25 protein-coding genes, 1 tRNA gene and 1 pseudogene are annotated in these 25317 nt (G+C 60.8%); 5 read left to right on the forward strand and 22 right to left on the reverse strand.

The features are described from left to right. Nucleotides 1-69 precede the first annotated feature (69 nt). Nucleotides 70-143 (forward strand) — tRNA-Gln (locus HCN50_RS19475). 108 nt (nucleotides 144-251) lie between these two features. On the opposite strand, the gene HCN50_RS19480 is transcribed toward HCN50_RS19475, so the two are convergent. The 10 genes from HCN50_RS19480 to HCN50_RS19525 form a co-directional block, all read right to left on the reverse strand. Next, a complete protein-coding gene (locus HCN50_RS19480; RefSeq protein ID WP_171711267.1) occupies nucleotides 252-1574 on the reverse strand; it encodes a hypothetical protein in 1323 nt (440 codons plus the stop codon). Between the two features lie 274 nt (nucleotides 1575-1848). Further along, nucleotides 1849-2616, reverse strand: a complete 768-nt coding sequence (locus HCN50_RS19485; protein WP_171711268.1) for a trypsin-like peptidase domain-containing protein — start codon at nucleotides 2614-2616, stop codon at nucleotides 1849-1851. A gap of 242 nt (nucleotides 2617-2858) precedes the next feature. After that, entirely contained in the window at nucleotides 2859-3566 is a 708-nt protein-coding gene (locus tag HCN50_RS19490) for a recombinase family protein (RefSeq protein ID WP_171711269.1), read from the reverse strand. Nucleotides 3567-4764: 1198 nt separating this feature from the next. Continuing rightward, nucleotides 4765-8544 carry a hypothetical protein gene (locus HCN50_RS19495; RefSeq protein WP_171711270.1) on the reverse strand — a complete coding sequence of 1260 codons (3780 nt, stop codon included), beginning with the start codon at nucleotides 8542-8544 and terminating at the stop codon, nucleotides 4765-4767. A 75-nt stretch (nucleotides 8545-8619) separates the two neighbouring features. Further along, nucleotides 8620-8802, reverse strand: coding sequence for a hypothetical protein (locus tag HCN50_RS19500; protein WP_171711271.1), 183 nt, complete (start codon nucleotides 8800-8802; stop codon nucleotides 8620-8622). 368 nt (nucleotides 8803-9170) lie between these two features. Then, a complete protein-coding gene (locus HCN50_RS19505; protein ID WP_171711272.1) occupies nucleotides 9171-9653 on the reverse strand; it encodes a hypothetical protein in 483 nt (160 codons plus the stop codon). Between the two features lie 2 nt (nucleotides 9654-9655). Further along, complete coding sequence (locus tag HCN50_RS19510; protein WP_171711273.1) at nucleotides 9656-9937, reverse strand: hypothetical protein; 282 nt, start codon at nucleotides 9935-9937, stop codon at nucleotides 9656-9658. A gap of 276 nt (nucleotides 9938-10213) precedes the next feature. Then, complete coding sequence (locus HCN50_RS19515) at nucleotides 10214-10585, reverse strand: hypothetical protein (protein ID WP_171711274.1); 372 nt, start codon at nucleotides 10583-10585, stop codon at nucleotides 10214-10216. Continuing rightward, nucleotides 10582-10956: a winged helix DNA-binding protein gene (locus tag HCN50_RS34810; protein WP_171711275.1), complete on the reverse strand. Its 375-nt coding sequence runs from the start codon at nucleotides 10954-10956 to the stop codon at nucleotides 10582-10584. Before HCN50_RS34810 ends, HCN50_RS19515 begins: the two co-directional genes overlap by 4 nt. Before the next feature lie 4 nt (nucleotides 10957-10960). Next, entirely contained in the window at nucleotides 10961-11299 is a 339-nt protein-coding gene (locus tag HCN50_RS19525) for a hypothetical protein (protein WP_171711276.1), read from the reverse strand. A 371-nt stretch (nucleotides 11300-11670) separates the two neighbouring features. Here HCN50_RS19525 and HCN50_RS34815 point away from each other — a divergent pair, with 371 nt between their 5' ends. The 3 genes from HCN50_RS34815 to HCN50_RS19535 all read left to right on the forward strand — a co-directional run bounded on the left by HCN50_RS34815 (nucleotide 11671) and on the right by HCN50_RS19535 (nucleotide 13028). Then, nucleotides 11671-12018 carry a 4-fold beta flower protein gene (locus HCN50_RS34815; protein ID WP_376700301.1) on the forward strand — a complete coding sequence of 116 codons (348 nt, stop codon included), beginning with the start codon at nucleotides 11671-11673 and terminating at the stop codon, nucleotides 12016-12018. Continuing rightward, the gene (locus HCN50_RS19530; protein WP_171711277.1) at nucleotides 11985-12191 is read left to right on the forward strand and encodes a hypothetical protein; all 207 of its coding nucleotides are present in this window, start codon (nucleotides 11985-11987) and stop codon (nucleotides 12189-12191) included. The genes HCN50_RS34815 and HCN50_RS19530 overlap by 34 nt, the downstream gene beginning before the upstream one ends. Before the next feature lie 438 nt (nucleotides 12192-12629). Then, entirely contained in the window at nucleotides 12630-13028 is a 399-nt protein-coding gene (locus tag HCN50_RS19535) for a MarR family winged helix-turn-helix transcriptional regulator (RefSeq protein ID WP_171711278.1), read from the forward strand. A 24-nt stretch (nucleotides 13029-13052) separates the two neighbouring features. Here the strand turns inward: HCN50_RS19535 and HCN50_RS19540 are convergent, their stop codons facing one another. The 11 genes and pseudogenes from HCN50_RS19540 to HCN50_RS19590 all read right to left on the reverse strand — a co-directional run bounded on the left by HCN50_RS19540 (nucleotide 13053) and on the right by HCN50_RS19590 (nucleotide 22827). Further along, nucleotides 13053-13418: a hypothetical protein gene (locus tag HCN50_RS19540; RefSeq protein ID WP_171711279.1), complete on the reverse strand. Its 366-nt coding sequence runs from the start codon at nucleotides 13416-13418 to the stop codon at nucleotides 13053-13055. Continuing rightward, the gene (locus tag HCN50_RS19545) at nucleotides 13411-14808 is read right to left on the reverse strand and encodes a site-specific integrase (protein ID WP_171711280.1); all 1398 of its coding nucleotides are present in this window, start codon (nucleotides 14806-14808) and stop codon (nucleotides 13411-13413) included. Before HCN50_RS19545 ends, HCN50_RS19540 begins: the two co-directional genes overlap by 8 nt. Before the next feature lie 157 nt (nucleotides 14809-14965). Then, a pseudogene (locus HCN50_RS19550) lies at nucleotides 14966-16173 on the reverse strand (cytochrome P450). 148 nt (nucleotides 16174-16321) lie between these two features. Further along, nucleotides 16322-16621, reverse strand: a complete 300-nt coding sequence (locus HCN50_RS19555; protein ID WP_171711281.1) for a hypothetical protein — start codon at nucleotides 16619-16621, stop codon at nucleotides 16322-16324. A gap of 133 nt (nucleotides 16622-16754) precedes the next feature. Continuing rightward, a complete protein-coding gene (locus HCN50_RS19560) occupies nucleotides 16755-17705 on the reverse strand; it encodes a catechol 2,3-dioxygenase (protein ID WP_171711282.1) in 951 nt (316 codons plus the stop codon). Nucleotides 17706-17861: 156 nt separating this feature from the next. Then, the gene (locus tag HCN50_RS19565) at nucleotides 17862-18713 is read right to left on the reverse strand and encodes a substrate-binding domain-containing protein (RefSeq protein WP_171711283.1); all 852 of its coding nucleotides are present in this window, start codon (nucleotides 18711-18713) and stop codon (nucleotides 17862-17864) included. A gap of 1 nt (nucleotide 18714) precedes the next feature. Beyond that, nucleotides 18715-19407 (reverse strand): 4-carboxy-4-hydroxy-2-oxoadipate aldolase/oxaloacetate decarboxylase, encoded by a 693-nt coding sequence (locus tag HCN50_RS19570; RefSeq protein WP_171711284.1) that lies wholly within the window; start codon nucleotides 19405-19407, stop codon nucleotides 18715-18717. Continuing rightward, entirely contained in the window at nucleotides 19404-20129 is a 726-nt protein-coding gene (locus HCN50_RS19575) for a PIG-L deacetylase family protein (protein WP_171711285.1), read from the reverse strand. Before HCN50_RS19575 ends, HCN50_RS19570 begins: the two co-directional genes overlap by 4 nt. Before the next feature lie 55 nt (nucleotides 20130-20184). Next, nucleotides 20185-21183, reverse strand: coding sequence for a Bug family tripartite tricarboxylate transporter substrate binding protein (locus HCN50_RS19580; protein ID WP_171711286.1), 999 nt, complete (start codon nucleotides 21181-21183; stop codon nucleotides 20185-20187). A gap of 13 nt (nucleotides 21184-21196) precedes the next feature. Beyond that, complete coding sequence (locus HCN50_RS19585; protein WP_171711287.1) at nucleotides 21197-22066, reverse strand: amidohydrolase family protein; 870 nt, start codon at nucleotides 22064-22066, stop codon at nucleotides 21197-21199. Nucleotides 22067-22101: 35 nt separating this feature from the next. Then, the gene (locus tag HCN50_RS19590; protein ID WP_171711288.1) at nucleotides 22102-22827 is read right to left on the reverse strand and encodes a TetR/AcrR family transcriptional regulator; all 726 of its coding nucleotides are present in this window, start codon (nucleotides 22825-22827) and stop codon (nucleotides 22102-22104) included. Nucleotides 22828-22998: 171 nt separating this feature from the next. Between HCN50_RS19590 and HCN50_RS19595 the strand changes: the two genes are divergently transcribed. Then, nucleotides 22999-23976 (forward strand): tripartite tricarboxylate transporter substrate binding protein, encoded by a 978-nt coding sequence (locus tag HCN50_RS19595; protein WP_171711289.1) that lies wholly within the window; start codon nucleotides 22999-23001, stop codon nucleotides 23974-23976. Nucleotides 23977-24003: 27 nt separating this feature from the next. Here the strand turns inward: HCN50_RS19595 and HCN50_RS19600 are convergent, their stop codons facing one another. Further along, nucleotides 24004-25263 carry an MFS transporter gene (locus HCN50_RS19600; RefSeq protein WP_171711290.1) on the reverse strand — a complete coding sequence of 420 codons (1260 nt, stop codon included), beginning with the start codon at nucleotides 25261-25263 and terminating at the stop codon, nucleotides 24004-24006. Nucleotides 25264-25317: the final 54 nt, after the last annotated feature.

The raw sequence follows: 25317 nt of genomic DNA on the forward strand, positions 1-25317 counted from the left end.
CTTAAGATCCCGCCGCCGGCGATTTACCCAGATAGCCCGATAAGCTATTGACTACATTGGGTAATCCATTGGGGAATGGTGTAACGGTAGCACAACAGACTCTGACTCTGTTTGTCTTGGTTCGAATCCAGGTTCCCCAGCCACCTATTGATCGATCTCCAAAGCTGAACAAATTGAAGAGGTTAACTTAGTCTTTGGCGCCGTGCGTACCCAACTGCGTACCCAGCCCAGCACGCTTGGACCAGCATCGGTCAAAAGGGAATATCATCGTCCAAGCTATGTTGGAGGCCCGCCGCTTCCAGCTCTAGGCCAGTGTCCACCAAGAATGAGAGAAGTTCAGCACGAGGCATTAAGCACTCGTTGTAGATGCGGGTGAGCAGCCTGTGAAAACTATTCGCACCCCGAAGATCGGCTCCCGAGACTGACGCAACAATGATAGCTTTGAAATCATTGGCGGTTAGATGAGGAACCAGAGGCTCGACACAGCTCTCGTATACTGTGTTGGCTTCCACCCATTGATGGACATCGCAGTAGAGCGCGACAGCTCTCTCGACAACCGCTCGGCTTTTCGAGCGCTGAACGACAGGAATAAGCTCTTTCGCGGACAGAGAATTCAGCCGCGCTTCCGCGGCCGTCCTCAAGCCCTCAAACTCTAAGGCGATAGTGATTGGAGTTTGCACCCGTTCGACTTCCGCCGACCGAAGAAACTCGCCCAACTTGTTCTTGATGTCCGCATCCAATAGATTTGCGGTAATGGGTAAGTGTGACAACACGGCGAACACAAATTCAACGCGCTTGTCGTTCGTCTCTCTCGCAATCCTATTTACCGCACGGCGCAGACGTGGCTCCGTTGAGCTGGGATGAAGATCATGTAGCGCGCCCAAGGCAATCAGCGTTTGCCTCCTTCCGAACAGGCCCGAAGCTCGATCAAACAGCCCGTACATGAGCTTGTCGGCGAAGGCTGTGACGAGGGCCTCTTTCGGGCGCTCTAGCCCCGCTTTCAGAAGAGCTGTCTGAGCTTCAGCCTTTTCGCGTGGAAAGAAGTCCGAGCCTACGGTTGAGATCAAAGCGTTTATTGCTGCCTTGCCTTGAACAGGTGGCTGCGACAGGACGAGTGCGACTGCATTGCGGAGGTGAAGTCGTGCCAGCTCCGCCGATGGCTGATAGGGTGTGTCCAATCTTTGATAGCTGGGATGAGCACAACGATTCCTGTCTTCCCTCAACCGACGCAGCTCCAAAAGCTGCTGAGGCTCAAAGAATTCGAACTTTGCCTGGGTAACGTCAATAAGTGTTCGTTCAAAATCAAGACTGTGTCTTATTGCATCCGGGTTTCCATCCTCAATTTGCTTATGCCACCGCTCGTACTTTTCGATCATGCTCCGAGCTTCGGCATCGCCGCCCAACGCCAAGTCCCTAACCTTCTCCACGAGATCGAATATCACGGCTATCCACGTTGCAACGATGCAAGCTCGGTACGCTCCAGCCCGATAGCTGCCAACCGCCTCCTGAATGTAGGTTCTTGCTTGCTCAGTCCTGCATGAGAGGACCAACTCGTCGAGATCGGTAATTGCCATTCCGCCCTCTGCCTGACGCCCCCGCAGCTACCCAAGAAATCGGAACGGCTTGGTTGCAAGTCGTCCGTGCCGCTTACCCTCGTCTATGCCTATGCCCGATCAAGGCCGCAAGTGGGGCCGCTCCCACCCGCACCTGTGTAGCCCAATAGTGCATCTAGCTTGCGCCTGAAGAACCGCTAGCCGAGAACACTCAGATAAAATTGCCCTCGCGAGATGCTCGGACACTGGCGCTGACATCAACGATATTTGCAACGTTCAAGTCCAAGCGCCCCGTCTACAAGTCGTCGCGCTTTTGACCAGAAACGATCTCCGAAACTAAAGACGCAGGCCAAGCGACGCCTAACTGTGCATCCAGCGGGTCGGCGGCAGCCATTCTTCCCGAGTAGACACCGACAAACCTTGTTCCTGTGGCCGCTCCCATGGAGATCGAATTCCCTTCCAGCAGGTGGGTCGACCAGCTTCTTCGTATCACTGGGGAACCGGACATTCCCGGCCGCGAGGCCGTGTCGATAAACATGTGGAGTTGGACGGCAGGAGATATTTCAGGCTCCGTCGCGAAGCTGCCTCGCTTCCAAACAGGAAATCCCGCACCGCCAAGCCCGTACGGGTATCCAAGAACGTAAACGTCCATGCCAACGCTTAACTGAAGATTCGTGTTCTCCATCTTGTTGATGGGGTACATCTCAACATCTGGAAACGACGTGAGCGGAAGTGCGACTACGTCGACATTCTTTCCGTGCTGAGGGTGAACAAACCAATTCGGCTCCCCCGCTTCCGTCCGGAGCGCCACGAACTTTCCTAATTTACTTCCCATCTCACCCTTCGCGTTGAACCAAACCCGCAACCTGTTTGGCTCCGCTGCAGTCGGTGAAAGATGTTTCCCTGTGTTGGGATTTCGACCAGACACGTTGTGCCAATTTGTGATCAGGAATGAGCGGTCAGGGCCGGACCACACAAATCCGGTTCCTTGGCTCAAATGGGTATCATTGAAATGCATCTCGATCGGCAGCGCCGCGAGTGAGTATTGATCGATCGTGATCACGTTGTGCTCCGTGTCAGTGCCGGTCTTTAGAGGGTGGCGAGCCGCTCTGGTTTAATCGTCTATGCCGACCACAGATCAAAGTTGCAAGCGGGAACCTCACAACTGCGACTGCGAGGTTCAAAGGTGCGCCTAGCGTGCAACTGAACGGCACCGAAGGTGCAAGCAAGCACGCCGAAAACACTTAGCCATAGGACACCCGCCCTCTCACGGGCTCGCATTTACGCGGCGTGTTGCTCCTGCGGTCACGCGTCGATGCGCTTCAGCAGGTTAGCCACAGACGATGGATACCAGCGACCACCGCGCGGCGTGATCATCTCTCGGCTATTCAGCTCATTGGCAATGGCCGCAAGGGTCGACGCTCCGGCAGCACGAATGTCTTGCACCACCGCCGCGAGATCGCGGGCTCTCTGGTCGGCGTTGGCGCTAACCTGAGCAGTGGCGGCTCTGTTGCCCTTCTTAGCCCGTCTGAGCGCCTCCGCACCGTTAGGGTTGCCCAGCCGCTTGACGCGCCGATGTCCGCGCTGGCCGGTCTCTGCGATGCGCTTGCGTGCCACCTGAAGGGCATCTTTGGTGCGCCTTGAGATGGCCTGAGCTTCCGCCTGTGCGACCACCGCAAGCACGCCGATAGTGAGGTCGTTTGCCTCAGGCATGTCGCAACAGACGAACCGGACACCGCTGTCCCGCAGCGTGAGGGTGAACGACGCCGAGCGGGACAGGCGATCAAGCTTGGCGATAACGAGCGTGGCTCCGGTGACCTTGGCGTGGTGCAGCGCTGCTGCGAGCTGTGGCCGCTCATTGCTCTTGCCGCTCTCCACTTCAGTGTAGTCACTTATGACGCGGGCTCCTCGGGACCGTGCGAAGTCTTGGATGGCCGCTTCCTGCGCGCCCAAGCCCAGTCCGCTCCTGCCCTGCTTCGAAGTCGACACTCGCTTGTAAGTTACGATCTTCATGCCCTGCTTCCATACAAAACCGTCTAACGGACGTTGCGTAGATTTGTATGAGAGGATTTGGACGACTGCAACTGCGACGCATTGACTCAACGCACGCTCGACATAGGCCCTAACGAACGCCGGCCATGCGCGCCACGTAGAGCCGTCTTCGTCGGGCTTCGGGTGTCTCTCGCGTGCGCTTAGGTGCCACCGAGGTCGACCCGGCAGTGCGCTTAGGATGCCGCTTGGAGCCTGCCGGAGCCGCCGCGGTTGGCTTTGAGGTGGACGCCTCATTGACACTAGGGCCAACCGAAAGGCTGTCTGTGGACTCCGCAGCCCGCCTAGCTCGCGCCATACGCCTGAGCGCTTTAGCCAGCCTCTTCATCTCCTGACGACGCAGCTCGCGTGCCTTCTCAGATGCTCGGGCTGCTGCCGCGGCTTCCGACATGACCTTGCGGATGATTGCGCAGGCCTCGCGGCCCATGCGGTGCATCTCAGCGGAGGACCTCATTGCCAGGCCGGTGGCACCGGGGGAAATTTCTGGCTGACCTCTATCGATTGTAGCTCGCATTTTTCTGTCAATTATCCGGGGAACCTTGCGTAGAATGGCAATGTTTCTGTGGACTTCTGCTATCATCGGTTGCTTCCCGCAGGAGGAGAATTGATGGGCAGACCTGAGATACCAAACCTGAGAACTTGGCCGCGCAATCTGAGCACAGCGCAGGGCGGCGGATTGTCCACTTCACAATATGGTGGAATGTCCACTTCTCAATACGGCGGAGCGTCCACCTCGCAGTATGGCGGGCTATCAACGTCTCAATACGGCGGCATGTCCACTTCGCAATACGGAGGGTTGTCGACCTCCCAATATGGCGGTCTTTCTACATCGCAGTATGGGGGGTTATCGACGTCGCAGTATGGAGGACTGTCGACGTCTCAGTATGGCGGACTATCAACGTCGTCCGGTGGAGGCATGTCGACTTCATCCATTGACGTGTATCGCAGTAACATTCCTCCTTGGCCCCACTTCTTGAGAGAGCTTGAAGCAAGGGGGTATCAACAAGCTTCCGACCTAATTCGACATTACCTGCCATCATTCCTCTGGCCGGAGAACTTCTTCAGAGGCGGTGGCTAGAACAGCGGTCGTAGTCCGCAAGACTGCCGTATGGCCCCGCTCAGCTAAGAGCGAGGCCCTCAGCTTGGATCGCGAGAAGAGCCGCTAGTGTGATCTTCGCGCCTCCTTCTCCGGGAGTTTGCTGATGAACACGTTGTAGGTGTTCATCCAAGGCAGGAAGTTCTGGAAGGGCAGCACCGACAGCAACCGGCGAGCGTCGGGCTGTGAGAATGGGCTCCCTCTTGTGACAGTCGCGGCTGCACCGCCAACGCCCTTGTAGAGCTTGTCGATGAGGTCGGCGGTTGGATTGCCAAGCCACTTGCCGGTCAACCCGGATGAACGCGTATCGAAGAGCGGGTCCAAGCCTAACGCCTCTGCACCGAAGTCCACACCCATCGGCATGAGCGAGGCCCACCCAGCACGCTGGAAGGTCGCTGCACCGATCTTGGCCGGTGAGAGCCTGTCGGCGAGAAACTTCTCACGGTCAGAACGCCCGAGCGATTGCAAGTGCGTCTGCCCGATGTACACGCCGGCCCCGAGGACCGACGACGCCGAGAAGCCGACGAAGGACTGCCAGTCGCGCATGTTGATGCCGTAGAGGAATTGCTTCGTCCACGACGCCAGCATGAAGGCACGGAACTGGAACAGCATCTTGCCGAGGTCGCTGCTGAAGAACATGTTCGTTTGACCGAGGTCGTTCTCCTGCACCAGCCGGCGAGACATTCGCCACATGGCGTTCTCGAATGCGTTACGCACTTCGGGATGCCAAGCGTCGAAGTTGGTGTCCTTGATCTTGCCTACGCGGGTCTCGTTGTCGAGATACGTGACCTTCGTCTTCAACTCGTTCTGCACCCGCTTGGCCATCTCATCGCTCAGCCCCATCGCACGTAGGCGAGGTAGGTTGGCGTTAGTGGCACCTGAGGCCTCGTTGATGAGGCGAGCGAGTGAAGCCTTGGCGGCCCACCGTTGCAGGTAGGTGTTCACCGGGGCCATGAACGACATGACGTTGACGGCGCGCTTGCCCTTCTCCAGAACAGCTTCGGCCTTGTCCAGCGCGGAGCCGCTCGACGAGAGTATGGTGTGCTCACCGAAGTCGTCGAAGCGATTGTGTGCAGCGCCACGCATCCAGTCCGTGCCGCCCTGCGTGATGTACTCCAGCTCGTTGGCCAGAGCATCGTCGAGCTTGCCGGTCTTCGCGTTGCGCCACAGAGAACGCAGCGAGGGCATGCCTTCGAGGGCAGCGCGGAAACCTGCCTGACCGAGGAGCTGGCCGGCGTCAGCGACCTGAGCGAAACCGACTTGGTTCATCACGCGCACGAAGTTGTAGTCGCGCAGCAGACGGAGCCACTGGTTCGAGGGCTTGCCCGTGCCGGTGATCGCGTCGTGGATGAAGTTCAGTCGTTCGAGGTCTTTGTCGCGGAGCTTCACATCGTGGCCGATCTCGTCAGCGACAGAGGCGACCTGCTTCATCAGCGTGTCCCATTCGGAGCGCTTCGTGATGCCATCGACGAGATACTGAGGTGCGCTGTCTGGATTGAGCTTCCACTTCGGGTTCTCAATGCGCAGCCGAGCCAGCGCGAGCTGACCGGACATCTGCCTGTTGTACATCCCGAACAGCTTGAAGCTGTCATTCTCGAAGATGTCAGCCAGGCGGACCTCATGCACTGCGCCGTTCTGGTCGCGCATGGTGCCACGGAAGTTCTCGTCCATCAGCGTGCGGTGCTTCGTACGGGCAACGCCGCCCTCACCCGGCTCCTTCTGTAAGCGAGCGACGAACGCACGGGCCTCGTCGTTTGACATGTTGGCCGCGTCGGTGAGAGCGCTGATCAGACCGTCGACATCCTCTCCAAAGAGAGCGCGACCGCCGTTCAGCTCCTGACCCGCCTGCACATCGCGGATGCGCTTGTACCAGCCACGGCCGATACGGACAGCGAGTTCAGCGTCGATGTCGGGGTTGAGACCGCGCACCGCCGAGGCGATGAACTGTCCGATCTGCCTGTCGCCGAAGCGCGTCGCCCAGTCCTGAAACTTCTCCCGGCTGATTATGCGCGGGACGTAGTTTGCATTCTGAGGCACGTCAGGTGACAACACAGGTCGACGAGTGGTGCCGTCGAGCTTACCGGGGTTGACCAGAAGGTCGTGGTACTCGGCGTAGAGCTTCGCGTTCGCGGCGGCCTGCTTCTGCACTGCCGGGTGGAACGTGACGCTGGGGTCTTGGTTGCGTATGGCCTCAGTGACCTGCTGCCTGAACTCGCCTTCTCGAGACTGCCGCTCAGCCCAGCCGAGCTTGAGGTCGTCAGCCCATGCCTTGAAGTTGGCGGTCGCCTCCTGCATGAACCGGGTCTCGAAGCCGAGCTGCGTCTTGCGCTGCATCTCGGAAACTGAGAACGGGGTCTCCAGTCCCTTCGCGCGGCCGACTGCGTCCTCAACGAGGTGAGCACCGAGCAGACGGGTGGAGACGTTCTCCGAGGTGCCGAGCTGGCCGGCGAAGTCGTAACGGACGCCACCGAACACGGCCTTGGGCGCAATGTCCTCTACGGGAGCGCCGAGCCAGTCGTAGGTGTCCGTGCGGACTGCCATGCGCGGGGATGCCTGAGCAGCGCCGACAGAAGCCTCGCCACGGATGGCTTGGGCCTCGATGTCCTGCATCATGCTCTTGCCGAGCTTAGCGCCCTGCTCTGCCAGATCGGCAGCGGCGGGGTTTCTCGCCAGCGCACCGAACGCGGAGCCTAGCAGCATACCGCCAGCGCCTGCGTAGAGCAGATCGAGGCTCTGACCGGTGGGTCGATTGAGCACCGAGGGGCTCACCTGAGCGACGCCCGCAATGCCGCCTTCAGCAGCGCGAGCGATGATCATGCCCAGCTTGCTGCCCTTCGCAACTCCACCGATGGGAGCTGCTATGGCACCTGCCGCCCACCCAACGGGGTCGACGATGGCACCGAAGATACGCAGCGCGGTGCCCGTTGCGCCGAGGCTGTCCATCTGCCGTTCGTACTCCAAGTCCTTGTCCATCTCCCTGCGGAGGTAGCGAGCATGGCCTTCGGAGAACGCACGGTCGAAGTAGCCCCAGTACTCTTTCGGGACACCGTCAGTGATCTCTTTGTACAACTCCGGGGTCCACTTGAACTCCGGGTTGGGGACGTATTTATCGTCGCCGTGAAAGGCCCACTTCAGGGCACTCTCGTTGACGACTGCATTGAATGTAGCCTCACCCAGGCTAGGGGCGTCTGCCTTCACTGCGATCTCAGCGTCGCGGATTTCGTTACGCGAGAGAGGGTCAGCAGGACGCGCGTTCGCCGAAGAGAGCTGTGCGCCTTCGACAGGCGGCACCTCTGCGGGAACGTTAGGCACGCGGGGAGCTGGCGTGTAGTTAGGGTCGGCGTAGGGACTTACGCCACCACTGACACGGTCTGCCCATGCGCGCAGTTGACCGACTGTCCGGTACTTGCCGAACACGGCGGGGTTCGCAGCGATAGACGATGCGGAAACGACATTATGGATGGGTGTGTCGTCGGAGGCCTTAACGACGCGCGGGGCGTCTCCAGTCCCGAGGAAGTGTGCGAGGTAACCCTCACCACCGCTAATGCGCCGACCGAGCGCACCCTCCATGATGTCCATATTCTCTTTGGTGAACCGAGGGACAGCGCGAGCTTGCTGCTCGACATCCCAGCGGTTCGTCAGGGATAGGTCAGGGTTGCGCTTTGACAACCCTTCCCACGTTCCCTTGATGAATTGAAACGGGCCTCCAGCCGAGGTCGTCTCGTTGCCGATATTACGGAAGCCGCTCTCTTGACCGCCTACGCGGCGTAGGAATTCTACGTTGATTCCGTCTCTGGCGGACTGCTCTTCGAGCGTGCCCCACCAAGCAGGCGTATCGCCGGCCATGTACCAATTTTCCTTTGTCGTGGCTGTTTGAGTGTTACCGATGCGGCAGCCACAGACCGATTGTCGGTGAAGAAATTAGACGATGCTCTGCGGCGGCTTTCCGTCGCTCGCGAAGGCACCGAAGTGCACCTTGGCGGCACTGAGGTAGACGCTGTGCGCCTGTTCGGCTGTTGCGAAGGTGCCTAAGTGTTTCGTCCGGCCATTGGTGTGAATGGCTGCGCGATATTTGCCGTCGACGAGATAGCTACCCTTGAGCATTCCGACGCGCTTGCGATTACGAGCGCTGTTGGCTTTGTCGCCTTGTGGTCCTGCTTCGCGGAGGTTCGGCCATGCAAGGTTCAGCGGGTTCCTATCTTTACAGTCGACGACACAGCCGGGCCTTGGCCATCGACGACGAACGTAAAGCACGGCCAACCGCGCAGCTTGGTAGGTGACCTTGTCGATTGATATGACGCGGTGACCTTCTTTGATGGTGCCGGCGACGGAGCCGATAGGAACGTTACTCCGTAGGTGAGATAGCGCTTTCCATGTCCACACGCCGGTTGAGCGGTCGTAGTGAAGAAGCTCTCTAAGTCGACGGTAGGTGACGCGAGGTCGACTGGAGCGGACTAGGGGGCGGCCCATGCCTAGATGAAGACCTTACGCACAACAGCGCCGTTCTCAATCGCTGCCCTCATCGCAAACCCTTTGTGCAGAAACAGTCTGACCTTGAGGTCCTTCCTGCCGGTCCTAAGCGGCTTTCCGTCTCTCCAGAGTATGAACCCGACGAGCATGTCATCGTCGCTGAGGTCAGCAGCGGCCTTCACCCAGGCGCGCATCACTTTCCCGGAAGGATGGTGATCTCGGACCGCTCGGCGTGCTTGCCCCGCATGTTGGAAGACGGTAGCCGCTTTATTGGAGCCGTGGCGAGTGAAGACTGGGAGGCCATGTCGGCCCATGATCAGGAAACCGCAGCGGGCTGTAGGCCCACTCTCGTCGACGTAAGTGGACGCCTGAACTGATGCTGCCAGCTCTGTGCACGAGAGGATCGACTTCAGTTGCACATCGGTGGCACAGAATGGATTGAAAGCCTCCCCCGAGTGGACGGGAGAGATGATCTTGTCGCTCATGGTTATTTAACGCCGAAAGTGCGAGAGCCGCGCAAATCAGCGGGCGGTGGCGCTTGCACGGAGTGGTGAGTTTGCATCCGCTCGCGAACCAACTCCATCGGCGGATACTCGCCCTTCGGAGCCGGGGGCGCGGCTGCTTGGATGACCACGACACAGCCATCGCGATCTAGATGGACAGCTCTGCCGTCTTCGAGAACACGCGAGGTTGGCGTGAAGGTGGCTTCGGCGGCTTCCTCTGTTTCCTCTACGGCTACTTCGGTGGTCGTCTTTGTGGCTTTCGCCATTGGAATTTATTTCCTCGTTGCCCGCGCGGTGTTGGCGAGCGATTGGCCGGCTGTCTCACCGGCTCAGGTGTTGCTACCGTCGAAAAGACAGCTAGAGAAGTTGATTGCCGTTGTCGTTCTGGTCGTCGTAGGCGCGACGAAGCAGCCTCACGACTTGGCGCTCGCCGACTGCGGCCCAGATTGCTCTGTCGCTCATCTCAGGAGACGGACATCGCTCCGGGTATCTGCGCTCCAGCTCCTCTAGAAGCTTTAGCGGGATTTCCGGGAAAGCATCCTTCACGACGAAGCTTCCTCTGCGGCTGCTACAAGCTTCTCGCCTTCAGGGCTCAACTGCACGCGCTTCTGCCAAGTCTCAGCTTCTCCGGCTGTGATCTCAATCAAGACCTGTTTTATCGCAATCCCGCGAAGTACGGCCCAGACGACCGCAGTCTTCGCTGCGAGCGCAACCTCGGTTTCCCTGACGGTCATGCCGGGGCACTTGGCGGCAAGATAGAGAACCATAGCCGCGCGGTCGGTCAGCCCCGCGTCCAATGAACGTACACGCGAGGAGAACTTAGCGAGACCTTCAGCGGATACGTCGGTGATGCCGCGTTGCCGCAAGTAGGACTGAGCCGACATGTTCGCCACAGAGGGAAAGGCGTAGGTCATGGTGCAGTCCCCGCTGCTGGGCTCGCAGAGACCTGCTGCGCGAGCGGATGCCAGCATCTCTCTAGGAGAGCCCGACCGCTGTCTGTGATGATCACGTTGACGTGCTTGTCATCGCGATCAGTCGTCACGTAGCCTTTGATGGCGAGACCGTCAGCAGTGTAGAACACGGCTGCTGCGTTGATCGATGTAAGCCGTTCGATACGTCTGATGTCCACGCGGCCTTTGCAATGGTACAGCGCGAACAAGATGCACGCTTCGCGAAGGGCGACCTCGCCAGAGCGAGTGACGCGCCTGATGTTGCGGTTGGCGGCGCCGACCGTGCACACGCGTGCGTTACTCAGTGCATCGGGCCAGAGAGATGGAATAGCCATCCGATTACAGGCCGTGCTTTTCGGCAAGAGCAATCATTGCCTGCTCGTGCTCCGTCAACTCACGCTCGGCAGGCGGGGCTTCATCGATGGGATTGCCGCGTACCTGAAAGCGACCGTTGAGTTGTCCGCTGTTGGGGTCCGACGAGACCACCATGCTCTCGGCGATGGCCTCCTCGACCATGGCCCGATAGCTCGCTGACTTGGAATATCGCGGGTCGCGCATCGCCTGGCGAAGAGCTTCACCATCGCCGATGGGGTCATCGCCGGGAAAGTGAGCGTTATCGCCGGAGATCGATGCGCGAGTGATGCCTCCGGTGAGGCGAGCGTAGATGTTGTTGGACATGGGTAGTAGGTGCTTCTCCGGCGATAGGCCGGGGTTGGCTGACGAGGGACACCCAGCAAAGCCGGGTCGATGGTCATCAGCACAGGGGGAACAACTTCAGCAGCACCCTCGGAACGTCCGCTTGCTTACACGCGGGTTCTGCTCATGCTGATTGCCCAGCCAAGGGGCTACCGAGGGTGCTGCTGAAGTTGGATGAGAGACGATGGGAAAGAAGTTTGTACGGCTCTAGCCGCGCCTGATATCGTCAGAAGAGCATGAGGCGCACACACTAGAGGGACTGAGGATTGGGGGGCCTGTTAGGCAAACCCTTGCGCCTACCTCAGGTTTTGCTACCCTAAACAATCTACTTTTATCTATTTCGTGAGGCACCAATGGACTTTTATGATCGGAGCGGCCGAGCGACCGCCTATCTCGCCGATGACGAGCACATCTACGACTGGGATGGAACACCGTCGGCATTCATCAGGAACGGGAACGTCTATAGCTACTCCGGAGAACACGTCGGCTGGCTCGTTAACGGCTGGATCACAGGTGCCGACGGACAACCATTGCTTTTTTCGCAGGAAGCTATGGGCGGCCCGGTGAAGCCCGTCCGACAAGTTGCTCCCGTCCGAGGAGTTCGATCCGTTCGACCGGTGAAGGGCGTGGCTCAAGTTGCGCCTGTGAGACCGGTCTTCGGACTAGGATGGTCGTCAAACAGATGGGGCTCTTGGCTATGAAAGCCGTGGTCAAGGTCTGGGATGACATGGTCGAGATTAACGTCAACCAGCGCTCAACGTCCGTCTGGATTGCCACAGGTGAATACAAGGGCAAGTACCACGAAGTGAAACGACAGACCCGAGGGGCCGCCGTGAAGGGATGGGCTGATGCCGCTAAATATCACAGCAATTGAAGCGTCGCCGTTAGTCCACCCCGAGGATCGAGCCTGTGACTATCAACGTAATAACCGTTAGGTACATCATCGGGGGCGGGATTTCTGTTTCTCCAAGGGGGTCGGGTAATTGCGCTTGGCCGGCTTATTTCAGAGTCAGTTCAAATAGTTAGGCTGCTTTTGCCTTGCTCCGAAATCCACAAAAAAAGGAAAAGGCCCTGGGACGTGGCCCCTTCGGGCTGGGATCAAAACACCGTAGGCGCTAGAGCCGTTTAGAGAGACGCTGAGTGGCCCTACGGTAGGGCAACTGCAGACACCCGAATGGCGGACGGACTCACCACTAGACTCCGCTGAGTCGCCTAGCGGCCTTCTGGAGAGAGTGTTGAATGCTTCGCGTAAGTCGGATTGAATACCGCCGCGCCCTATCGTCCCTGTCCGGCAGCATTCATAGGAATTCAGATGACCCACGCCCGCCGCCCGACCGCAGCGCTGCCTCGAGCCGTAGACTTCCTTTCAGCGTGTCGAGAACTTGCGCCGTATGTTCCGGCTCAAACCGTTACATGCCTGCTCGTCATCGCAAGCAGGCCGGGGATAACGATGCAAGAACTTGCTGAGGAGACCGGCCTAAGCCAGTCGTCCTGCTCCCGCAACGTTGCCGTGCTGTCGCGGTGGGAAACGTACGGCAAGCCGGGCCTCGGTCTCGTCGAAGCATTCGAAGAGCCGCGCGAGCGTCGTAGGAAGATTGTCTATCTGACGGCTGACGGGCAGCAGAAGGTGCAATCGATCGTTGGCAAGTTGGACCCCTCCTTCAAACTGAAGCCTCAGACGCGGCTGGGGGGCCTAGTGGGGCTTCAGTAAAAACCCCACTAGGAAGTCTCTTCATCAGGCGCAGGCTGCAGCGCAGTCCACCTGTGTGCTGTTGCTTCGGGCTGGAGTGACCAACCTCCGAAACCGTCCTTCCGCATACCCTCGGCGGTACTCGTCCTCCACCTCGTCACGCCAACCAGCATCCCAGCCGAAACCGTAGGCCGCCTGCTCGGTGCACGTTGCGGCGACAGAGATGCCATTGTCGGTCCACTCAGTGTCTCCGGCGGTGCGCTCTCGGTTGGCGTGGGCATCTTCCAAGCCTTGCTGGTTGGCGGTCTCTCGAGACTGCTCATCGACGCTGTCGCGGCCATCCCGGTAGCCCGCCTGAAACATCTCGGCAATTGTGAAGTCGGTAGTATTGAGGGTGATGATGTCAGCCATCGCTCTTTCCATGTGCCCGGAGGGGTTTCTTTCTGGGTATCTTCACAGACTCAACGCAACGCTTAAACTGCTCTCGATCAGGACCGGCTGAGTAGAGCCCCAGCGTCATCCCAGCGCGCTTGTGTCCGACAACCGCAGCGATGATGTTCTCAGGCTGTCCCGCGCGCTCTGCCTGTGTGATGAACCACCGGCGGAAGCTATGGAATGTGACTAGGCTCCTGCGTTTGCCGGGCACCTGATCGTCGACGCCCACGGCCTTCCGATAGCGACCGAACAATTTCACAGCCGGCATTGACCGTTCACGCTCAGAGCCCACAGGAGGTACCGGAAGCTCCGGGAATAGATCGTCATCCGCCGCCTTTCCAGAGCAGCGGCGTTTGATCAGCGGCACAAGAGCGCTATGTATCGGGACGAAGCGCGGTCCCGGCTCTTTCTTTTGAGGCTTGAACCTAAACAGCCCGCCTTGACAGTCCGCGACCTTCAGCGAGGCAATGGCATCAATGCGCGCCCCCGACAATGCTGCAATCCTCATCAGAGCGTGCAGGTAGTCGTGGGTCTTGCCGCTCAAGAGCTTGATCATCTCTTCGTCAGTGAAGGACCGCGCGGCTCCGTCGCCGTTCTGTTTCTGCTTCGGGAGTGACTGCTCTCGCCAAGGGTTGTCGGCAACATGGCCACGCCTCGCCAGCCACCGCCAATAGCCCGAGAGCGACGAGATGTATTTGTTGATGGTACGAGGCGTGCGGCCGCCGTCGTCGAACAGCTTGGCAATGAACCTGCCGGCGGCCTTTCGCGTGATTGGCTCTATGGCTGCATCAATTCGATTGTCCCTGCACCACGCCTCAAGCAGCGCCAGTGCGCGTTCATCATCCTTCATGACCCTTGGATGTCGTGCCAGTTGACCCTGCCACTGCGACACGAAGGTCCGCAAAGGTGTCACCGAGCCTGTAGCGAGGCGATAGAAGCTCCCTGCTACCGGCTCTCGCTCGCTCTCGTACTCGAATGCACGAGCACCGCTGTTGCTGTCGGCGGTCTCTACAGGGTCTCCCGCGATCTCATCAGCGCGCATGGAGATGTAGTCGGTAACATCCTGCCTCGCCTGATCGGTAGTCGCCTGCTCTAAGGTTTCCCGAAGCGCCAGAGCTTCCGCAGTGAGCAGGTCATCGCTCTTGCCGGCGTTGTCGGTCTTGCCTGTGGCTTGCCGCGAAATCTCTTGCTGAAGCTGCTGCACGACAGACCACTTGAGCTTGTTCGCTGTGGCAAGGCTGTCAGTATTGAGGGAGCGCTTTAGCTTGGTGCCGAGCACATGGTGTAAAGAGCGGGGGACCGGCACTACCACGCGCCACTTTTCGCCGTGGCGTTCGAGGTATCTTCGGTCGGCTTTGGTGGCCATGTGTTGCCTGCGTCAGGGAGAGTACCCATATGCGTACCCAAAGTGCGTACCCAATACAACCTGAAAAGACGCGTATCTGCAGTATTTTCCGGGGATTCTCGATTGTCGGTTATAGTCCAGGTTCCCCAGCCAGCTCTCCGGCCGAGCAGCCCCCGCATCAACCGCCCACCACCACCGGCAGCTCGGCGATCATGCGAATACCGGGCCGTCGGCGCCAGTGAATCTGTGACGGCTCGACCGCCAGCTTCAGTTGGGGCCAGCGCGTGAACAGCGCCTGCAGCGCGCAGATGCCTTCGATCCGCGCGAGCTGGTGGCCGAGGCAGAAGTGAATGCCGGTCCCGAACGCGAGATGGCGGTTCGGCCGCCGTTCGAGATCGAGGCGTTCGGGCTGCGCGTTTGCCTGCGGGTCCAGATTGGCCGCGACGATCATCGCCATCACCCTGTCGCCCTTCCTCAATCTCACCCCTTCGAGATCGATATCCCGGCGCACATAGCGCGGCTTTGAGAATTGCACCGGCGAGACGAAGCGCAGGAATTCCTCGACTGCGAGCCCAGCGCGGCTCCAGTCGGCGGCCAGCCAATCGCGGCGACCCGGATCCTTCAGCAGTTCGAAAACCGATCCGCTGATCAGATGTGTCGTCGTCTCGGAGCCGGCACCGAGCAGCAGAAACACCATCGAGACCATCTCGTCCGGCGTGATGCGCCCGCCCTCCTTTTCGACACGCAGCAACTCGGCGATCAATCCCTCGCCGCCTTTCTCGCGAGCCGCCTGAAGACGTTTCTGCAGGTAGCGCCGCATCTTGAAGAGCCCGCCGATCAGCCGCAGAAAGCCGAACGCGTTGGAGAGATTGGCGATCGAATTGGCCCAGGCGATGAATTTCGGCCGGTCCGCCGGCGGCAGGCCGAGCAGCTCGCAGATCACCGCAAGCGGCAGCAGCCGCGCATAATGCTGCACCACGTCGGCCGGGCTGCCGGCCGCAAACAATTCGTCGGCAAGACGATCGGCGATGGCGCGGATGTGAGGTTCCATGTCGAGCACGGCGCGGCGGCGGAACGCCTCGTCGACGATGTCGCGCAGCCGCGTGTGATCGGGCTCATCCATCGTCAACATGTTGTTGGCGACGGCGCCGATCATTCTTGGCATCCACCACGGTAACCCGACCAGCGCCCCCCTTCCTTGCGCAGCGTGAACGCGGTGCTGTCCTTCAGCACATGCGCCGCCGCCTCGTAGGTCGTGGTGACCCAGACCCGCCCTATGATCGGGAACCGTGTGAAGACGACGGGAGCGGAAGATCGCAGCAACGCCACGCCTGCCCCGGGATCGCGAAAGAAAGCTTCGCTGGTGAAATCGAACCGCAGTGCCATCAGCGAATCCTGGCTGTTGCACCCACACCAACATGGTGCGCGGCGCCGCGAGAGCAAGGCGCCATCGAGAGCGGCTCGTCCTAGTGATCGGAGCGCGCAAACCCTCCGCAAGATTTGCGGCACCATGTCCTGACCGGCTATTTCTTCTTCATTTCGACACCGGCAAGGTCAAGGCCCGGAAGGATTTCTGGGCTTTGCCTGCGGCCTTGCACTTTTTGGTTCCGTCATCCGACAGCAGCATCATGCTTGAGCTGCCGGGAATTGCGAACACCGCTTCGGGTGCGAAATCGGCCGAGATCTTAACGTTCATCGCGGCCGGTTCGGTGTCGCCTTCTCTCCCGCTCCAGGTGAACAGGGCGAATGGCGGCTTGATATCCGAATCCTCGGCGCGCCGTGCGGCGCCGTGACGATGATATAAGTGTTGTTGATCCACCTTGAGGCGCGCCAACCAGCAACGGCTCGACACGTCGCGCGCCCCAAAAGAGCGGCGTCCGCTTTTGCCGTAGGCATTGCCGGCTTTAGCGTCCTAAAGCGCACCCTATCGGCGAAGCTCGGCCAATTTTTTTTGCCCAATCGCCCGCTTACACCGGCGGCGTGCCGTGGGTGTGAAACGACTCGATCGTCTTCAGCCCCCAGGCCTGGCCTTTTCTGCGCTCCTCCTCGGTCCAGACGATCGGTTTCCAGTCAGGCGCGAGGATCAGGCGGGCGCCGGCATTGGCGACCTCGACGCGGTTGCCGCCGGGCTCCCAGACATAGAGGAAGAACGTCTGCTGGATCGCGTGCTTGTGCGGGCCGGTCTCGATGTAGACGCCGTTTTCGAGAAAGATATCGGCGGCGCGCAAAATTTCCTCGCGGCTGTCGAGCGCGTAGGTGACGTGATGAAAGCGGCCTGCCTTGCCGTAGTGATCGCGGGTATAGGCGAAGTCGTAGCTCTTGTTCGACATCGTCATCCACATCGCGGCTTCGGTGCCGTCGTTCAGCACGATCTGTTCAGTGGTGCGCAAGCCCAGATAGTTCTCGAAGAACAGCCGGTTCGCCTTGATGTCGACGGCGAGGCAATTGAGATGATCGAGCCTACGGACATTGACGCCGCGCGCCGGAAACCGCTGCGCCTGGTTCTTCAGCGCCGGCTTCAGCTCGGGCGGCGCCTGATACCATTCGGTCTCGTAATAGAGCTCGACGATGTGGCCATCGGGATCACGGCAGCGGAACGCCGGCCCCTGCCCCATGTCGCCATCGGTCCAGCCGATATCAAAACCCGAGCCCTTCAGCGCGGCGACGCGGCGTTCCAGCGCCTGCGGGCTGCGCGCGCGCAGCGCCATGTGCTCCATGCCCGACGTCTTCGACGCCGTCAGCTTGAGCGAATAGCGCTCGTAATCATCCCAGCCGCGCAGATAGACCGACTCGCCCTTTTGGCCGCTGACCGTCATGCCCATGACGTCGACGAAGAATTTCAGGCTTTCGTCCGGCTTCGGCGTCAGCAATTCCATGTGGCCGAGATGGGCAAGATCGAAAATCGGCTCGGGGGTCATATTGGTTTCTCCTAACCGGGTTCGTCATACCCCGCGAAGGCGGGGTATCCAGTGCGCCGCGCGCTCGGCAACGGACCCAAAGCGCCGCGGCGTACTGGATCATCCGCCCCAGTGCGCAATTGCGCACAAGGTGGATGATGACAGGTGTGCGGGTGGCTACCAGAGCGCCCGCGTTACATCGTCGAACAATTCTTCAACCGCGTACGGGTGCGGAATGAGTTTTTGCTGCGCGGAATAATCGATGATCATTTGCAGCGAACGTTGCATTTCGTCTCGGCTGAAGCGTCGCGCTTCCGGCGAAGCGGTCGCGGAATCGGCAAGGAGCCGATGCACCTCCCGCACCGCATCCGGATGTTCCTCCGACAATCTCCGGCTCACCACCACCATATGGTTGATCGGCACCACCCCGTGCTTTTCGAACCAGTTTTTTTCTTCCGCGGCGACATCGGCAAACAGCGGCTTCAAATCCGGATGATCCGATTTCTCGCCCAGCACCGCGTCGAGTTCGCCGTCGATCAGCATCTGGACGATCTGCTTGCCCGCGGATGCCCGCTTCGTCGTGTCCGCGAACTCGGCGACATGGGCTTCCTCGAACGTCACCCAGTCGATCGAATCGAGATCGACGCCATAGTCATTGGCGAGAATGCCGCGCAGCCATGCGCCGGTCGTCGTGGTTAAGGAGCGGATGCCGACGCGCTTTCCTTCGAGGTCGCGCGGGCCAAGTGTCCCCGCTTTCGCATTGTAAAGCGCATGCCCATGCTGGAACCGCGCCAGCACGACATCGGGCAATAGCACCATCGGCTTGCCGAAGGATTTCGCCATCAGATAGGTGACGATCGCCATCTCCGAGACGTCGAACGCTGCTTCGCGGACCATCGGCTTGAAGCCCTTGTTGGTCGGCGAATATTGCGCAAAATCGAACGCGACCAGGTCAGATCTGATCGACCCGTTCTTCAGCGCTGATGTACCGGGATGGTCGCCGAGCAAGGTGCGCAGGCGGATCGTCACCTCAATCCTCCTCCAGCTCGTCGACGTAGACGAGACCGGCCTTCGCGAGCGGCTCGCGCATGTTGTACATGTCGAGGCCGAGCACGCCGGCGGCGAGCTTCTGGCGCTTGCCATCCTCATCGGCGCGGCGCTTCTCGCCTTTGCTGACCACATCGGCGGCGTCCTTGCGCCCGATCACCACCACGCCGTCGTCATCCGCCACCACGGCATCGCCCGGCTTGACATTGATACCGCCGCAGACCACGGGCACATTGACCGCGCCTAGCGTCGCCTTCACCGTACCCCTGGCCGAGATCGCTTTCGACCACACCGGAAAGCCCATCTCGCGAAGCGACTTGGCGTCGCGCACGCCGGCATCGATGACGAGACCCCTGACGCCGCGCGCCATCAGCGAGGTCGCCAAGAGATCGCCGAACATGCCATCGGTATTGTCCGTGGTGCAGCCGACCACCAGGATGTCGCCGGGCTGGCACTGCTCGACGGCGACATGGATCATCCAGTTGTCGCCAGGCTGCGCCAGCACGGTCACGGCGGTCCCGGCCGTCTCCGCCCCGCTCCACACCGGACGCAGATAGGGCTTCATCAGCCCGAAGCGGCCATAGGCTTCGTGTGCGGTAGCGACGCCGAGCGCGCCCAGCCGTTTCACCAGCTCAGCGTCGGTGCGCTTGATGTTACGGACGACGACCGTCTTCATGCCAATTCCTCCAACGCCATCGGGAACAGCCGCTGATAGGCCTCGCCATAGGTCATTGGCTTGCCCGTATTCCGGCCGCCCTGCACGCCTCGCTGCAGCGCGACCCGCTCATAATAGGCCCACAGATGCTTCTGGGCGGCGAGAATCTCGAACGTCTTGCGTTTGATGTCCCAGACCTCGTCGATATTGAGGATCACCTGCGGCTTGAAATTGCACATCTCCGGCTGGTGCGGCTCGAACAGGAAAACCGGCGGCGCGGAATAGGTATATTTGGCGCCCGGCTTGTGGCCCATCGCCTGCGCGACCACGCGGGTCTCCTGGGCGAAGTGCGCCGCGTTCGGGTGATCGAAATTGTAGGGATCCTCCAGCGCATGGGTGAGCACGAAGGACGGATTGAGCTCACGGTAGATGTCGACCATGCGGTCGAAATGCTGATCCGTCAGCCGCAGCGGATAGTCGCCGGCGTCGAAGAATTCGATTTCCGCGCCCAGCATCTCGGCTGCGCGCTGCGCCTCGTCGCGCCTTCCGGCCTTGACCTTTTCCATCGTCGCGCCGGCTTCCTTCCAGGCGAACTGGCTTTCGCCGCGTTCGCCGAACGACAGGCACGCGATCTTGACGCGGTAACCCTTCCTGGCATGCAGCGCGATCGCGCCGCCCGCGCGCCAGACGAAATCGCCGGGATGCGCCGTGACTACAAGGCCCGTTTTGCCAGCATTGCTCATGATCGGGACCTCCTCCTTCGATTGTTGCACGTGGCCGGCCGCGCCGGCAGCGTGACTACTGTTTGGCAATTCCTGCCCGCTCGATCACATCAGCCCACTTGTCGATATCGGCCTTCAGGCGGTCGCGGATTTCCTCGGGCGAGCTGGCTTTGGCTTCGATGCCGAGATCGAGCGCGCGCTTCTTCAGTTCCGGCATGTCGAGCACGTCGCGTAGCGCGGTGTTCAGCGTGTTGATCGCCTCACGCGGCGTGCCCTTGGGCGCAAAAATCGCGTTCCAGGACCGCGCCTCGAAATCGCCGCCGCCCGCCTCCTTCACCGTCGGTAGGTCAGGCAGAAATGTGGTGCGCACGGGCCCCGAAGACGACACGGCAATCGCCGCCTTATCGGCGATGTGCGACTGCACCGCGCTGTAATTCTCGATCGCCATCTGGATGTCGCCGCGCAACAGCGCGATCAGCACATCGGGCGAACTGCGAAACGGCACGATGGTGACATCTACCCCGGCGGTCGACTTGAACAATTGCGCCGCAAGGTTCTGGGTCGATCCGACATTGATGGTGCCGACATTGAGCGCGCCGGGCTTTTGTTTCGCCGCCTTGATGAATTCAGCCAGCGTCGGATATGGCGCGCCGGCTTGGGTCACGAAGATGAAGTCGAAATAGCCCATGCTCGAAACCGGCACGAAATCGGTCACCGGATTGAACGTCAGGTTCTTGAACAGCGATACGGAAATCGCGGTGCCGTTGCTGAACAGCGCCAGCGTATAGCCGTCCGCGGGCGCGGACAGCACCGCGCGTGCCGCGTTGATGCCGCCGGCGCCCGGCATGTTCTCGATGACGAAGCGCTGACCGAGCTTTTCGCCGAGCTTCTCGGTCACGAGCCGCGCCGTGACGTCGGCGACGCCGCCCGCGCCGAACGGCAGGATCAGCCGCACCGGCTTGTTCGGATAGTTTTGCGCATGGGCGAGTTGCGGAAACCGCAATGCGGCCAGCAAGGCAGCGATGCCGGCGAACGACACGGCGCGTCGGCTTGGGATATAGCGCTTCTCCGCCATTGCACGCGCTCCTTCAGAACTCGAACAGCCGCGCCGGATTATCGACCAGAATCTTCTGCTGCAGTTCCGGTTCGGGTGCAAACAGCGGAATGAGGTCGACCAGGTCGCCGTCATTCGGCATCACCTTTACGTTGGGGTGCGGCCAGTCGGTTCCCCAGATCACCCGGTCCGGCGCGGTCTCGACGATGCGACGCGCAAAGGGCACCGCGTCATGGAACGGTGGCCCACTGGACGACACGCGCTCGCAGCCGCACACCTTGACCCAGCATTTTTCGTCCCGCTTCATCAGATCGATCAAGGTCCGGAACGGGAGCTGGTCGAGACCGTCAGATGCTTTGACACGCCCCATGTGATCGATGGTGTAGCGCACCGGCAAATTTGCCAGCATCTCGGCATATTTAGGCAGATCGATCGCGTCGAAATGCAGGTCGATATGCCAGCCGAGCGGCGCCACCATCGCGATAATGCGGTGGAACGCGCCCATGTCCGGCACCCCGCCCAGATGACGCACGAAGTTGAAGCGGCAGCCGCGGAAACCGCCCTCGTGCAAGTCGCGCAATCCGCGCTCGGTAATGGTGCCATCGATATTGGCTACCGCACGAAAGGTGCCGTTGCTCACGGCGATAGCGTCGAGCGCCACGCGGTTGTCGGTGCCGTGCACGCTGGCATTGACAATGACGGCGCGGCCGATTCCGAGCTTTTTATGCAGCGCCCGGAAATCCTCGAGCGGCGCATCCGGTGGCGTATAGGGGCGCCCCGGCGCGTAAGGATATCTGTCGCCGGGCCCGAAGATGTGGGTATGCGCATCACACGCCAGCGCCGGCAGCTTGAATTTCGGCGTTCGCGTATTGGGATCGGGTCCGGGAATCGTGGGCTTGTTCATGACGCCTTGTGCGGTGCTTGGTTGGCGCGGGGTATCTAGTCGGCAGGATTTTCTTTCCGCTTTCGAGCGGTAGCCGCGGCGCGCGGTTGAACTGGCGTAGTCCGGCGTGATGCGCCGTCGATGTGATCGACGTCTGACGCCTGCAACGAGGCAACTGTTGCCGCGACGATTTGCTCGATCGCCTCCGCCATGTCGCCGCCGTCGGCTTCGCCGCGGGAGAGCCTAGTGACCCGTTCCGGATTAACGAGAGTGTAATAGAGCGCGCCAAGCAGGAATTGCGACCGCCACACGATCGTCGTCCGCGGCAGATGCGGCAGGCTTTCGCCGATCGCCTCGATGAACGCATTGGTCGTGTCGTCGAAGATTTCCGCGATGATGCGGCCCACCACGGCATTGCCTTCGGCAGACATCACGGCGCGCAGCCGCGTGAACCGCGCTCCGCCCCCCGCAAGGTCGGTGCTGGACGAAAACGCCGGCTGCACATAGGCCCGCACGATCGCTTCCAGCCGATCCTGGACGTCGCGCACGCGCCGTGCCGCGACCAATAGCTCGATGCGGCGCTTGTTCATCGGCCCGCAATGGCGCTTGTAGATTTCGAGGAGCAGCCCGTCCTTGCTCTTGAAGTGATAGGTGAGGCTGCCGGGATTGGCGCCCGCCTCCAGCGCGATGTCGCGGATCGACACCGCATTGAACCCCCGCGTCGAGAACAACAGCTCGGCCGCGCTCAGGATGGCTTCCCGCATGTTGGGGTTTCGCGTCATGGCATTTGCTTTCCATTCTCGACTTTTGTACGTTTGTACAAAATATCAGGTCTGGTCAACAAATATCTGGGTGAGGGTGGCCCGCCACGGTGGCTGGACTGGAATGAAGGGAGAGCCGCCGGATGAGCGGATTTTTCAAATGATACTGCCTACACAAGAGGACCTTTTCTCATGATCCCACGCCGAGCATTGATCCGTTGCACGCTTGCCGCCGCACTGTTCTCGCTGGCCGGCACCAACGTCAATGCGGAGCCGTTCCCGAGCAGGCCCGTGCGCATCCTGGTGCCCTACGCCGCCGGCGGCGCCGTCGACGTGTTGGCGCGCACGCTTGGGCAATCGCTGTCCAAGATTTGGGGACAGCAGCCGGTCATCGAAAATCGTCCGGGCGCCGGCGGCATCATCGCGTCGCAAGCGCTCACGCAATCGGCGCCGGATGGCTACACGCTGATCCTGGTCGCCAGCGGCCATCCGCTGAACCAGTTCTTCTATCCAAAATTGCCCTACGACACCTTCAAGGACTTCACCGCCATCAGCGAGGTTGCCTATTCGCCGCTCGCGATCGTGGTGTCCAAAAATAGTCAGGTGAAGAATTTGCAGGAGCTACTGGCGAGCGCGCGCGAAAAGCCGGAGTCGCTATCCTACGGCATGTCCGGCAACGGCACCTCGGCGCATCCGGCCGGCGAGCTTCTCAACTACATGGCCAAGGTCAAGATCCAGTCGATCCCCTACAAAGGCGGCGCCCCTGCCCTCAGCGCCGTGATCGCGGGCGAGATTCCGATGAGCGTCAATCCGCTGCCCGAAGTGGTCGGCCAGCTTGAGGGCAATGCGGTGCGCGCCCTTGCCGTAACCACAGCCCAGCGCTCGAAGGCGTTGCCCGACATTCCAACCGTCGCGGAAGCCGGCATCCCCGGCTATGACGCCTCGGTCTGGTGGGGCTTTCTCGGACCCGCCGGCATGGCGCCCGATGTGGTCACCAAGCTCCACGCCGATCTTGCCGTCGCATTGAAAGATCCGGTTGTCATGGCCGCGCTGGAGAAGATGGGTGCGACGCCGGTCGGCAGTTCGCCCAAGGATTTCGACGCATTCATGCGCGCCGAAGCGGCGAAGTGGGAGCCGGTGCTGAAAGAGGCCAATATCAAGATGCAGTGAAGTGCCGAGCCGGTTCGCGCGATCGGATCACCGCGCGTTCGCCGGCGCGTGCACATGCCAGAGATCGGCGCGCCAGTGCAGCACGATCGCCAGCATCAAGGCAAGGCCGGCCGCTGCGTAGAGTGTGCCGGTCGCCGCAAACCCGATCTCGTCGATCAGGCTGCCCGCGGCCAACAGGCCGATCGGCAGGCCATAGATCACCATCATGCGGACCCCCATCACCCGGCCGCGGAAATTCTCGCTCGCGGTCCGCATCAGGATGACGGCGATCGAGATCATGGCGAGGCTTTGCGAGAAGCCCGCCACCACCAGGCACATGATCGCGGTCGGCACCGTCTGCATCTGCACGAAGATCAGCAAGGTCGCGTACCAGACAACGGTGGCGCCGATCATCAGCCGCGCCACCCGGAGATCGCGGATCAGGCTCAGCACGATCGAGCCTACCAGCGAGCCGATGGCAAAACTCGCCGATAGATAGCCGAGCCCGGTCTGGTTGGTGCCGTAGATCGTCTTGGCAATATAGGGCAACAGGCCGTTGGTGAGCGGATACGCCGTCAAGTTGGCCAGGAATGCGACCCAGAGCGCGGCCTGCATCCGCGGCGTGGTCCAGACATAGGCAACGCCCTCCTTGAGGTCGCGCAGCGGCGAGCGCTGCAATGCCTCGCTGGCCGCCTCGCCCACCGCATCCCGTTTTACCGGCGCCACGATGCACAGCGTCAGCGCGGTGGCGGTCGTGTAAAGGCAGACGATCGCCACATAGGCCGGGCCCATGCCGAGCGTGGCAAACAATCCCGCGCCGCTCAGCGCGCCGGCGATGCGCGCGGTATCCATCGTCGTGCGCGAGATGCTGATCGCGCCGATCAACTGGCCGTGCGGCATGATGGTCGCGACCAAGGCGCCGCGTACGCCAAGGTCCGATGGGCGGACGATGCCCATCACGGCTGCGACCATGAAGACATAGACCGGCGCGAGATGGCCGGACAGCGCCAGCGTCATCAGCACGGCCGCCAGCACCGCATAGGCCACGCGCATCATTCCCAGGAGATCGCGGTGGCCGATCCGGTCGCCGACGACGCCGAACATCGGCGCTACCAACGTACCGACATAACCCAGCGAGGCGAGCAGGGTGAGCAGCAGGACCGATCCGGTCTCGACCAGCACGTACCAGCCGAGAATCAGCGTCTCCATCTCGAACGCCCAGGAGGTGAGCAGATCGGCGGGCCACTGAAAACGGTAGTTCCTGACCTGGAATGGTGCGAGCGCGGAAGATCGCGCGGGCTCGCTCAAGATGCGTTGTCGCGATTCATCGCGGTCCACCCTGCCCTGTTTCTTATTTTTAGC

The organism is Bradyrhizobium archetypum, assembly GCF_013114835.1.
Lineage (GTDB): Bacteria > Pseudomonadota > Alphaproteobacteria > Rhizobiales > Xanthobacteraceae > Bradyrhizobium > Bradyrhizobium archetypum.

Coding starts and splice junctions, on each gene's coding strand:
- HCN50_RS19480 (WP_171711267.1), bottom strand. CDS start 1,574: ATGGCAATTACCGATCTCGACGAGTTGGTCCTCTCATGCAGGACTGAG.
- HCN50_RS19490 (WP_171711269.1), bottom strand. CDS start 3,566: ATGAAGATCGTAACTTACAAGCGAGTGTCGACTTCGAAGCAGGGCAGG.
- HCN50_RS19495 (WP_171711270.1), bottom strand. CDS start 8,544: ATGGCCGGCGATACGCCTGCTTGGTGGGGCACGCTCGAAGAGCAGTCC.
- HCN50_RS19500 (WP_171711271.1), bottom strand. CDS start 8,802: ATGCTCAAGGGTAGCTATCTCGTCGACGGCAAATATCGCGCAGCCATT.
- HCN50_RS19505 (WP_171711272.1), bottom strand. CDS start 9,653: ATGAGCGACAAGATCATCTCTCCCGTCCACTCGGGGGAGGCTTTCAAT.
- HCN50_RS19510 (WP_171711273.1), bottom strand. CDS start 9,937: ATGGCGAAAGCCACAAAGACGACCACCGAAGTAGCCGTAGAGGAAACA.
- HCN50_RS19515 (WP_171711274.1), bottom strand. CDS start 10,585: ATGACCTACGCCTTTCCCTCTGTGGCGAACATGTCGGCTCAGTCCTAC.
- HCN50_RS34810 (WP_171711275.1), bottom strand. CDS start 10,956: ATGGCTATTCCATCTCTCTGGCCCGATGCACTGAGTAACGCACGCGTG.
- HCN50_RS19525 (WP_171711276.1), bottom strand. CDS start 11,299: ATGTCCAACAACATCTACGCTCGCCTCACCGGAGGCATCACTCGCGCA.
- HCN50_RS34815 (WP_376700301.1), top strand. CDS start 11,671: ATGGACTTTTATGATCGGAGCGGCCGAGCGACCGCCTATCTCGCCGAT.
- HCN50_RS19530 (WP_171711277.1), top strand. CDS start 11,985: ATGGTCGTCAAACAGATGGGGCTCTTGGCTATGAAAGCCGTGGTCAAG.
- HCN50_RS19535 (WP_171711278.1), top strand. CDS start 12,630: ATGACCCACGCCCGCCGCCCGACCGCAGCGCTGCCTCGAGCCGTAGAC.
- HCN50_RS19540 (WP_171711279.1), bottom strand. CDS start 13,418: ATGGCTGACATCATCACCCTCAATACTACCGACTTCACAATTGCCGAG.
- HCN50_RS19545 (WP_171711280.1), bottom strand. CDS start 14,808: ATGGCCACCAAAGCCGACCGAAGATACCTCGAACGCCACGGCGAAAAG.
- HCN50_RS19560 (WP_171711282.1), bottom strand. CDS start 17,705: ATGACCCCCGAGCCGATTTTCGATCTTGCCCATCTCGGCCACATGGAA.
- HCN50_RS19570 (WP_171711284.1), bottom strand. CDS start 19,407: ATGAAGACGGTCGTCGTCCGTAACATCAAGCGCACCGACGCTGAGCTG.
- HCN50_RS19575 (WP_171711285.1), bottom strand. CDS start 20,129: ATGAGCAATGCTGGCAAAACGGGCCTTGTAGTCACGGCGCATCCCGGC.
- HCN50_RS19580 (WP_171711286.1), bottom strand. CDS start 21,183: ATGGCGGAGAAGCGCTATATCCCAAGCCGACGCGCCGTGTCGTTCGCC.
- HCN50_RS19585 (WP_171711287.1), bottom strand. CDS start 22,066: ATGAACAAGCCCACGATTCCCGGACCCGATCCCAATACGCGAACGCCG.
- HCN50_RS19590 (WP_171711288.1), bottom strand. CDS start 22,827: ATGACGCGAAACCCCAACATGCGGGAAGCCATCCTGAGCGCGGCCGAG.
- HCN50_RS19595 (WP_171711289.1), top strand. CDS start 22,999: ATGATCCCACGCCGAGCATTGATCCGTTGCACGCTTGCCGCCGCACTG.